Origin of the sequence: Aestuariivirga litoralis (assembly GCF_003234965.1) — a bacterium.
Lineage (GTDB): Bacteria > Pseudomonadota > Alphaproteobacteria > Rhizobiales > Aestuariivirgaceae > Aestuariivirga > Aestuariivirga litoralis.
The window spans coordinates 64,458-74,745 of record NZ_QKVK01000011.1 but is presented as its reverse complement, the minus strand read 5'-3'; the positions used below and the strand labels follow the sequence as shown (position 1 = coordinate 74,745).

General features: G+C 62.8%; 8 protein-coding genes. 2 read left to right on the top strand and 6 right to left on the bottom strand.

The features are described 5' to 3' along the window. A partial coding sequence (locus DK847_RS18830) for an aminomethyltransferase family protein (RefSeq protein WP_146256192.1) occupies positions 1-673 on the bottom strand: 673 nt, incomplete at its 3' end. 106 nt (positions 674-779) lie between these two features. Between DK847_RS18830 and DK847_RS18825 the strand changes: the two genes are divergently transcribed. Continuing rightward, positions 780-1,715: a LysR substrate-binding domain-containing protein gene (locus tag DK847_RS18825; protein WP_111200092.1), complete on the top strand. Its 936-nt coding sequence runs from the start codon at positions 780-782 to the stop codon at positions 1,713-1,715. A 170-nt stretch (positions 1,716-1,885) separates the two neighbouring features. Here the strand turns inward: DK847_RS18825 and DK847_RS18820 are convergent, their stop codons facing one another. Continuing rightward, entirely contained in the window at positions 1,886-4,033 is a 2,148-nt protein-coding gene (locus DK847_RS18820; RefSeq protein ID WP_161957375.1) for a BTAD domain-containing putative transcriptional regulator, read from the bottom strand. A 342-nt stretch (positions 4,034-4,375) separates the two neighbouring features. On the opposite strand from DK847_RS18820, the gene DK847_RS18815 reads away from it, so the two are divergent. Next, positions 4,376-5,245 (top strand): dienelactone hydrolase family protein, encoded by an 870-nt coding sequence (locus DK847_RS18815; RefSeq protein ID WP_111200090.1) that lies wholly within the window; start codon positions 4,376-4,378, stop codon positions 5,243-5,245. 197 nt (positions 5,246-5,442) lie between these two features. Here the strand turns inward: DK847_RS18815 and DK847_RS18810 are convergent, their stop codons facing one another. From DK847_RS18810 to DK847_RS18795, 4 genes are read right to left on the bottom strand one after another with little or no spacing between them, the layout of a single operon-like run. Further along, positions 5,443-7,401, bottom strand: coding sequence for a beta-galactosidase (locus tag DK847_RS18810; RefSeq protein ID WP_111200089.1), 1,959 nt, complete (start codon positions 7,399-7,401; stop codon positions 5,443-5,445). Beyond that, entirely contained in the window at positions 7,398-8,489 is a 1,092-nt protein-coding gene (locus DK847_RS18805) for an ABC transporter ATP-binding protein (RefSeq protein ID WP_111200088.1), read from the bottom strand. The genes DK847_RS18810 and DK847_RS18805 overlap by 4 nt, the downstream gene beginning before the upstream one ends. 3 nt (positions 8,490-8,492) lie before the next feature. Next, entirely contained in the window at positions 8,493-9,344 is an 852-nt protein-coding gene (locus DK847_RS18800) for a carbohydrate ABC transporter permease (RefSeq protein WP_111200087.1), read from the bottom strand. Then, on the bottom strand, positions 9,344-10,237 hold the full coding sequence (locus DK847_RS18795) for a carbohydrate ABC transporter permease (protein ID WP_193548214.1): 894 nt from the start codon (positions 10,235-10,237) through the stop codon (positions 9,344-9,346). Before DK847_RS18795 ends, DK847_RS18800 begins: the two co-directional genes overlap by 1 nt. Positions 10,238-10,288: the final 51 nt, after the last annotated feature.

Genomic DNA, 10,288 nt, shown 5'->3' with positions numbered 1-10,288 from the left:
CCGTGGGGCCGCCCCACATTGAACAAGTGATCCCAGAGCTCCGAACAGTCCGTCGCCTCGCCCTAAAAAAGGTTCGAGACACATAGACCTCCTGACCGGCAATCCGAAAGAAGCCAGAATGAAAGTAGCCCATGGTCTGGTCAATTGCACCCTTGGTCGCTTCACGCATAATGGCGAAGGATGACGGGCCCTGGATTTGCAGCACGCGGGATCGAGGGTCCGAGACGGTAACGTCAAATCCAACCTTGTGCGCAAGGAGCCAAGTCTCGAGCGCCCCGTCCGGCTGCACATACCAGTAGCGGCGCTCGCCAAGCTTGAACAGCACACCGTCCATGAAAAGATGGCCGTCCTGGGTGCAGGCGATGGCATAACGCCCCCTGCCAGTCTTCAGATTTGCGACCTTGCGGGCAAATACATGTTCAATGAAGCGTTCGGCGTCTGGACCTGCAATCTCTACCGGACGTTCGGGCACGTCGTACAGGACGGCCTTGCGCCGGAGATTCCAATAGCCTTCCTCGACGTCTTCCCCGTTGAAAACACTGTAATAACGTCCGGCATACACGCCCATCACGGTGGCGGTATTGATCCACTTGTCTTGGAACGGCGACTGCTCGAAGCGCCGTGCTCCGACGCGTACCGTGTTGAGGCGATCAGAATGGATAGAATTGCTCACAGCATCCTCCGTGACGTGGCTATGCGAATTACCCCTAATTTATTGGCTGTTTCGTAGGCTCAGCAACGCATTTGTCCTGACACAAAAAGTCAGATAATCTATCTTTATGATCGATTGGTTGCCCTCTCTTAACGCGCTTCGAGCCTTTGAAGCCGTCAGCCGCCACCTGAACTATGCACATGCCGCCAGCGAGCTCCGCGTCACGCCTGCAGCTGTCAAGCAACTCGTGGCGAAGCTGGAACAGGCTGTGGGACACCGTCTAGTCCAGCGCCATGGGCGCGGCCTCGCATTGACGGAGGCAGGATTGGCGGGACGGGACAGCCTTGGCACGGCGTTCGACCAACTCACGCGAGCCGTGGAGCGCATGCGCAGGCACAGCGACCGGCAGAGGCTCATCGTGTCGGTAGAGCCCTCATTCGCAACCGCCTGGCTCGTCCCGCGCCTGGAACAATTCCGCCATGAGCACCCCGAAATCGACGTGCTTATCGACTCCTCCCTCAAGATCGTCGATCTCATGCAAGGCGATGCAGACGCCGCGATACGCTTCGGTTCGCCGCCCGACCCACAGCTGCAGTCAAGACGACTGTTCGATGAGCGGCTCTGCGCCTTCTGCAGTCCTGTCCTTGTCTCCGGACGCCACGGGCTGCGCAGCATTAGAGACCTGTCGCGCGCAACACTGCTGCATTGGGACTTGGCGGAACTGACATGGGCGCCTGCCACCCGCAGGTGGATGGGTTGGAAAGCCTGGCTCGATTTGGTCGGCGCAAGCGATGTCGATTGGACCCGGGGAACCAGCTTCAGCGACTACAATCTGGCGGTCCAGGCAGCCATTGCCGGTCAAGGTGTCGTGCTGGGCAGTCTTCCGATCTTGCATGACCTCGTGTCTGCCAAGCTGTTGGTGAATCCTTTTTCTGAGATGGTGGAGACCGACATCGGATATGACCTCGTCATCGCGCCGCGCGCACTGATAAAGCCGGAAGTCGCCCACTTTTCACAGTGGATCATTCGGGAGGCCAAGATAGCGGCAGACGCGAGAGCCTAACGTACCGATCATACGATCACATCGTTGCTTAAATGACATAGCAGCTATCATCTTTATTCCGCATGGTGCGCCACAATCACCACCATCCGGAATAAAACCCATAACCAATGGGGCCGCCGTCTAGAATTCTGAATGTGACTGTTCACAATCCTGCCTGGATGCGCGGGGTCTCACCCCGTGCATTCCGGCAGGCGAACGGGGTTCGGCGTGTCGGAAAGTTCCTGGCTCGTGGCGCAGGCAGGGAAGCCGGCGCGGCGCATCAGGTCTTCCACCGTATTGATGGCATCTGGAGGCCAGCCGCGGTTTAGCGCGAAGCGCTCGATTGACAGCAGACCGGGAAACTTCGCCACGCCGCGCTTCACCACGGCCGCCGCCTCGTCCTTCTGGCCAAGGGTTGCAAGGCTTCCGGCAACGACGACGAAGCCATCGGTGTTCCATTCCGCCTCCGGCTGGCGCGACTGCACCTTGATCGCATCGGCATATCGACCGGACAGGACATAGGCCAGGCGGAGGCAGGGCACTGCCCATTTGGGGAAGGCCGGGTTCAGGGCGATGGCGCGGTCAGCCGCCGCCATCTCCTTCTCCGGCGTCGGCGCAAGGCAGGACTGGAAGATGAGAATGTCGAAGGCATTGGGCGTGAGGCGCAATGCCTCCTCGAGCTGGACCTGGCCCTGCTCGTAATCCCCGGTCATGGTCAGCGCATAGCCGAGGGCCGCATGGGCATCGGCATCCATCGGGTCGAGCGCCACGGCCTTGCGCGCATAGCGCAGCATCTGCTGGAACAGCTCGGCGGCGCCCGTCTCAGTCGTCGCCAGCCAGGCAAAGGTATTGGCATATCGCACATAGGCGCGGGCAAAGTTCGCATCCTTTGCGATCGCCTGATCGAGAATGTTCTGCGCCTCCCGCATGTGTTCGGGCGAAAGGTCGGAATACATCGTCTCCTGTGCGAGGAGATAAAGGTCGTAGGCGCCGAGATCCGCAGGCGGCTTGCGGCGCGCACCGACGGCGAGGCTCTTGCTCACCTTGCCTTCGCGGCCGGCAAGGCTGTTGGCGATGTGATCGGCAACGTCACCCTGCACTGCGAAGATCTCGCCGATCATCCGGTCGTAGCGATCAGACCACAATGCCGCACCGGTCTCCGCATCGATGAGCTGGGCCGTGACACGGATGTGATCCTTGTCGCGCTCAAATGTGCCCTTGAGCACGTGGCTGACCTTGAGGTCGCGGCCGAGTGCGCGGATATCCACGGGCTTGCCCTTGTAGGCTTCGGTGGTGTCGTTCGCCATGACACGGAAGTCGGAATAGCGCGAGAGGTCGGCGATGGTGTCGAGGGTGAGGCCCTCGGCGAGGCGCAGGTCCGCGGCATCGGATGACAGGCTCTCGAAGGGCAGCACGGCAACTGCCGGCGGTCCCGCCGGCGCCGGCGGCGGTCGGGTGAAGTGCCAAGCAGCCCCCGCCGCAGCAACCGCCACCAGCAGCAGCGCAATGGCAGCCATGGCCCCGCGGCCACGATGCGCAGCACGCGGCGATGGAGGCTCCGCCACATCCACCGGAGCCGAAACCACGGTCGGTGCGGGTGCTGCGGCCGGAGCAGGAGCTGACGGAGTGGTCTTGCCAGTCGCGGCAATGCGGTCGCGCAAGGCCCGGGTTTCGGGCGAGGGTTCGACGCCGAGTTCATCATGTAGCAGCTTGCGCAGCTTGTCGTAATGCCTGAGCGCCAGAGGCCTCTCGGCCTCCGCCAGATAGGCTTCCATCAGCTGGCGGTGGGAAGCTTCGCGCAGCGGGTCGGCCTGCACCAGGCGCTGTGCCATCTCGATGCGCGCCTGTCCCGAGAGCATTGGCACCAGGCGGTCCAAGCCCGCGACATACTTGCCCTGATAACTCTCCCGACGGAGGTGAAGCCAATCCTCGAGTTCCGGCTCGCTGGTGCGGACATCCGCCAGGAATGGTCCCCGCCACAAGGCGAGCGCCGCCTCCAGCGACGGGCGGGTGGTACCGCGGAGCTCGCTGAGGAAGGCATCGGTATCGAGTCTCACCAAGGTCGGATGAAGGGCGATTGTCGCATCGGTCGCGGCGAAGAAGTGGGCATCCTGGCCGCCGAGCTCCTTGCGGAGAACGGCGAGTGCCTGGCGCAGGCTATTGCGTGCCTGCTCCTCGCCATGCTCAGCCCAGAGCAGGCCGGCGAGCGCTTCGCGGCTCATGCTGCGGCGGGGCGCACAGGCCAGCATCGCGAGAAGCAACCGGTTTTTCTTGCTGGCGAACTCGATCTGGTGACCCTGGGGATCGATCAGCTGGAACGGCCCGAGAAGCCTGAGCAAGAAACATCCCGACTCCGCAACGTCCGGATGCTTTGAAGGCGTTTCGTGGTGGGATTTGTTCCCTGAATTTCCAGGTAGGTTCATTTTTTATGCTTCTTTTGCGGCGCTCAGGGCGGGCCTTTTATGGCGGCCTGCTAGCTTCTCGGATCGGGAAACGTAGGTCTGGAGGCACGGCAGATGCATGACTATCCATCAGATTAGATGACCTGACAATCAGCAACGCGGTCTCCACGACTGCGGGAAATCACCGACAATTCACGAACACCCGACGCCCGGCGTTACCGCCGGACGCACTAGGCCTTGCACCCTCTATCAATCGTCTCAACCAATCGGAGGAAACACATGCATCTCAACGCCATTGCCGCCTGCCTGATGGCCACCGCGCAGCAGTCGCTGAAATCCCACATCCTGCTGACTGCTACCGCGGTCTTCACCGTGGCAGCCGTCAATGCCATACCGAGCGTTGAGGCGGCATCCGCGCCGCCCATCGGTGGAGGCTATGCCAATGCCATCGCCATCCCTGTCAACGACCCCGCCGTCAAGGAGATCGCCGGCGCCCTGTTCAAGCCCGAGGGCACGGGCCCCTTCCCGGCAGTTGTCTACATGAGTGGATGCAACGGTCTCAACTTCCCGCCGGAGATCCGCCAGGAAAAGCGAGTGATCGACAACAACCTGTCAAAGGGCATCGCCACGCTGATCGTCGACCCATTCACGGCGCGTGGCGAGAAGGACGGAGCCTGCGACAAACTCGACGTGCCGGGGTTCACGCGCGGCGGCAACGACGCCGTGGCGGCCGTGAAGCTGCTGAAGTCGATGCCAGACATCAATCCCGCCAAGATCTTCCTGCAGGGCTACTCCTATGGCGCGATCGCATCCCTTTATGCGACTGACACAAATACACCGGGGGATCACGACACTGCGATTGCGGGGCTCATCACTTACTATCCCTACTGCTATGACAATGTCAGTCCGTCGGTTCCTACTCTCGTTCTCATCGGCGAGAAGGACGACTGGACTCCCGCGGCGGCTTGCCAGGCGGTCAAGGGCAACGTCAATTTCGACCTGGTCGTCTATCCTGGCGCGACGCATGGCTTTACCGAGCCCTTTGAACAGCCATTCGATGTCGATGGGCATCATCTCGCCCACGATGAAGCCGCAACAAAAGATGCAGAGCAGCGCGTCGAGGCCTTTATCGACTCTCATCTGAAATAATCAATGACACATCACTCTGGAACGCCGGGCACGTCACGTGCCCGGCGGGTTGCAGCAAGAGCCGTCCCTGTCAAGGAGTGCCACTGGGAAACCAGATAGAGAGACTGTCTTTGTACGCGATTACGTCGTTATCTCAATAATGTAAGAGTTATCATCTTTATTCCGCATGGCGCGCCAAATCTCCACCGTTTCACACCCTACGATCGTGTCATGTGACCGGAAGGCTGAAGGATGGCAACGCCCTGCGGTGGTACGGTCGCCGCACCGAGCGTCGCTGCTTGGGCGTCCGGGACGCTCCACACCTCATCACCGTAATTGAAGGCGAAGTGCAACGCGCCGCGGCGGCGCAGACGGATGCAGTCCGGAAGATCGATGGTGGCGAGGCCCGCTTTGCCACAGGCAAACGTCAGCATGCTGCGCAGCAGCGCTTCATCGGGCCAGCAGGCGAGGTAGTGGTGACGGCCAGCCACCGCAAGGGCTGGGCCGCCATCCTCGAACCGGGCCAGCACGTCGGCACCCTGCGCCTCGACGAGATCGCGCCAGCGCCGCGCCTCACCGCTGACCGACCCCGCCACCCGCAGCGAGAGTCCTGGGCGCAACGATGACACTTCCAGAACCCGCAGCTTGACGAGTGGCTGCAGAGGACCGGGTGGCAGGTTGGCGGGAATGCCGTAATTCCGCGTCTTCGATCCCGTCCGCGGACCATAGAAGACGATGCCATCCGCGGCGGCAAAGGCCTTTTCCGCCGCATCGCTCACATGCAGCAGGCTGGGCACCAGCACGAGCCTGTAGCCGGCAAGCGATGCGCCGGGCCGCACGAAATCCACGTCCAGCCCCAGCCGCCGTGCCGCCTCGTACCAGCGGAAAACGAGTTCGTAATAATGGAAGTCCGCACCCTGCGGCTGGATTCGGGTAATCCACGAGGACTCGTAATCATAGACGATGGCAACGGCCGTCTTCTCCGGCTCCGGCAGGGAGCCGAGGGCTGCGAGTTCCGCACCAACGGTTTGCGCCTCGCGGCCGCCTTGCGAGAACTCGTGGAGGCCGGGCAGGTTCAGGCCTGCATGCATCTGCTCCTGCGCGAAGGTCGCCTGCCGCCAGCGGAAATAGCTCACCACCTCGGCGCCATGGGCGAGTGCTTCCCAGGTCCACAGCCGCACCATGCCGGGCTTCGGCACCGGGTTCCACGGCGCCCAGTTCACCGGCCCCGGCTGCTGCTCCATCACCCAGAAACGGCCGTGGCCCACGCCGCGATAGAGATCGTGGTGGAAGGGCGCGATGTCGGGATGCGAGGTGAGCGCCCAGCGGTTCTTCTCTTCCTCCGTGAAGGGAAAGCGTTCGACGAAGCCGATGGGGTAGGAGTCCCAGGAGGCGAGGTCGATGTTGTCGCCCACCGCCCAGTGGTCGAAATCGTTGAAGAAGCCCATGAAGTTGTGGGTGATCCAGCGGCCCGGCGAGTTGGCGCGGAGGATGGCGCATTGCATGGCGTCATAACCCGCCACCTGCTCCGAATGGAAGCGCCAGAAGTCGAGGCGTGCGGCAGGGTTGGTCTCCGTCACCGCGAGGTTGGGCAGGCTCACCTGGTCGAAGCGTGTCACCTCCATCGACCAGAAGGCATTGCCCCAGGCCTCGTTCAGCTGCTCGGGCGACTGGTACTTGCGGCGCAGCCACTCCTGGAAGGCCGCGAGGTCGGTGGCGCTCCAGGACAGGATCGAGTCATGGCAGCCATATTCATTGTCGGTCTGCCAGCCGACGAGGCCCGGATGATTGCCATAGCGCTGGCTCAGCACCTCCACGATGCGCCGGCTCTCCTCCCAATAGGCCTTTGACGAGAAGGTGTAGTGCCGGCGCGAGCCGAACCCCCGCGGCCGCCCCTGCTCGTCGACGGGGATCATCTCCGGGTTCGCGTCGACCAGCCACTTGGGCGGCGTGCAGGTGGGCGTGCCGAGCACGATCTTGAGGCCTGCCTTTGCGAGCACATCCATCGCGCGGTCGAGCCAGCCCCAGTCGAACTTTCCCCGCTCGGGCTCATAGCGCGACCAGGCGAATTCGCCGATGCGCACATAGTCGATGCCGAACTCGCGCATGCGCCGCGCGTCCTGTTCCCACCAGGCCTCTGGCCAATGCTCCGGGTAATAGCAGACGCCGAGGCTCACCGTGTCAGGTCTCCATGGATGATCGCCACGCCGTCCGCATTGAACAGGTGGCAGGCAGCAGGGTTGAGGCCGATCGACAGCGCGGAGCCGATTGCCGCCTTGGCAAGGCCATCGGCCTTCACCGCGATCTCGCTGCCATCGGCGAGGGCCGCATAGAACATCGTCTCGGAGCCCAGATATTCGGCGAGCTTCACGGTGGCCTTGAGGCCATCCTGCCCTGGCGCAAGGTGCTCAGGGCGAATGCCCAGTGTCACGGGCTGCCCGGAAGACAGCTTCGCACCGCGCCCGTCGAGCGTCAGCTGCGTGCCGTCCTTGAGCGTCACGGCGATCTTCCCGTCAGCGGCGGGTGCGGCCGTGCCGGGGATGAAGTTCATCTTGGGGCTGCCGATGAAGCCCGCCACGAAGAGGTTGCGCGGCCGGTGATAGAGTTCGAGCGGCGAGCCCACCTGCTCGATCACGCCGCCGTTCAGCACCACGATCTTGTCGGCCATGGTCATCGCCTCGACCTGGTCATGCGTCACGTAGATCATGGTGGCGCCAAGGTCGGCGTGCAGCTTGCCGATCTCGGTGCGCATCTGCACGCGCAGTGCCGCATCGAGGTTGGACAGCGGTTCGTCGAACAGGAAGACGCCGGGCTCACGCACGATGGCCCGCCCGATGGCGACGCGCTGGCGTTGCCCGCCCGAGAGCTGCGAGGGCTTGCGGTCGAGCAGGTGTGTGAGCTGCAGCATCTCGGCGGCGCGCGTGAGGCGCGGCGCGATGTCGGCTTGCTTGTGGCCCGTCATGCGCAGGCCGAAGCTGATATTGTCCTTCACCGTCATGTGCGGATAGAGCGCATAGGACTGGAACACCATGGCCACGCCGCGGTCGGCGGGCTCGACATCCGCCATCTCCTTGCCACCGATCGACAGCGAGCCCGAGGTGATGTCCTCGAGCCCGGCGATCATGCGGAGCAGCGTTGACTTGCCGCAGCCCGAGGGCCCGACGAAGACGCAGAATTCGCCATCGGCGATCTGGAGGTCGACGCCCTTGATGATCTTCACGTCGCCGAAGGACTTGGTGATGGCGCGCAGCGTGACTTCAGCCATGTCTTATCCCTTGGTGGCGCCGAGCGTCAGGCCGGCGATGAAGTGTTTCTGCATCAGGAAGAACATGGCCACCGGCGGCAGCGCCGCCACGATGGACGCGGCGGTGATCAGCTCCCACGCCACCTTCCACTGGCCCTTGAGCTCGTTCATGCCCGCGGTCACGGGCCGCACGTCGGCCGACTGCGCCATGATGGTGGCCCAGAAGTAATCGTTCCACACGAAGGTGAAGATCAGCACCGAGAGGGCGGCGATGGCCGGCCGCATCAGCGGCAGCACGATGTGGCGGAAGATCTTCCACTCGCTCACGCCCTCGACCCTGGCGCTTTCGATCAGCGCGAAGGGCAGAGCCTTGATGAAGTTGCGCATGAACAGCGTGCAGAAGCCGGTCTGGAAGGCGACGTGGAAGAGCACGAGCCCGGTGATCGAATCATAGAGGCCCAGTTTCAGCGTCAGGTCGCGCACCGGAATGGCGAGGATCTGGAAGGGCACGAAATTGCCCGCCACGAACATGAAGAAGACGGCGAGGTTGAAACGGAACTTGTAGACAGCGAGTGCGAAGCCCGTGAGGCAGGAGAGCCCCACCGCGCCGATCACCGTCGGGATCGTCACCTTGAAGGAATTGAGGATGTACCAGCCGATGTTCGAGTTCTGGAACACGGCGGTGTAGTTCTCGACGCCGGCGAAGCGCGTGGGCCAGCCGAAGTAATTGCCCGCGGCGAGGTCGGAGGAGGGGCGCACAGAAGTGACCGCGATGCCGATCAGCGGGAGGAGCCAGATGATGAGGGCAATGGGCAGCAGCACCTTGTAGGAGGCCTGCAGCCAGGGCGGCGATTTCTGGATGGGGCGGGGGAACATCAGCCGTTCCTCTCCTGCATCAGCATGCGCGTGATGAAGAGGCTGATGAAGACCAGCATGATGGCGAAGAGCACCACCGCGATCGCCGCGCCATAGCCCATGGCCGTGCCATATTCCGACAGCGACTGCTCATACATGAAATAGGAGAGTACGCGGGTGGAGCCATAGGGCCCGCCCGCCGTCATGATCGACACGAGGTCGAAGGAGCGCAGCGCACCGATGACCGTGACGACAAGCGCGATGAAGGTGGCGGGGCGCAATTGCGGGATCACGATGTGCCACAGCATGGCGAAGCCCTTGGCATTGTCCATGCGCGCGGCCTCCACCTGCTCCGGATTGATGTTGTTGAGGCCGGTGAGATAGAGGATCATGCAATAGGCGATCTGCGGCCAGAGGCCCGCCGCGATGATGCCGAAGGTGGCATAGCGCTCATCCGCCAGGATCGCCGTCTCGCTGCCGGTGAAGAAGCCGAGGATGCGCGGCAGGAGGCCGAAATCCGGCGCGTAGAACCACGAGAAGATCAGCCCCACCACCACCTGGCTGATGACGAAGGGAAAGAAGAACAGCGACTTGTAAAGCCTGATGCCGGTGACCGTCTGGTTCAGGAACAGCGCGATGGCGAGCCCCGCCGGAATGGCGAGGAGATAGAGCACCAGCCACCACACATTGTTCTTGAGGGACGTGTAGAAGCTGTCGTCGTCCAGCAGGTCGATATAGTTCCGGAGCCCGATCCATTTGGCCGCCCCCAGCCCGTCCCAGTCATAGAAGCTGATCCAGATCGACTGGCCGATGGGGATGATGACATAGAGCAGGAACAGCAAGGCACCCGGGGCAAGAAACAGCCACGGCGCCAGCCGCCGCTGAGACCATCGGGAGGAACGATGTGTGGCCATTGCCGCGCGCCCCGGGTGAAGTTGAGGGAGAGGCCGGACCCGCACAGGGTC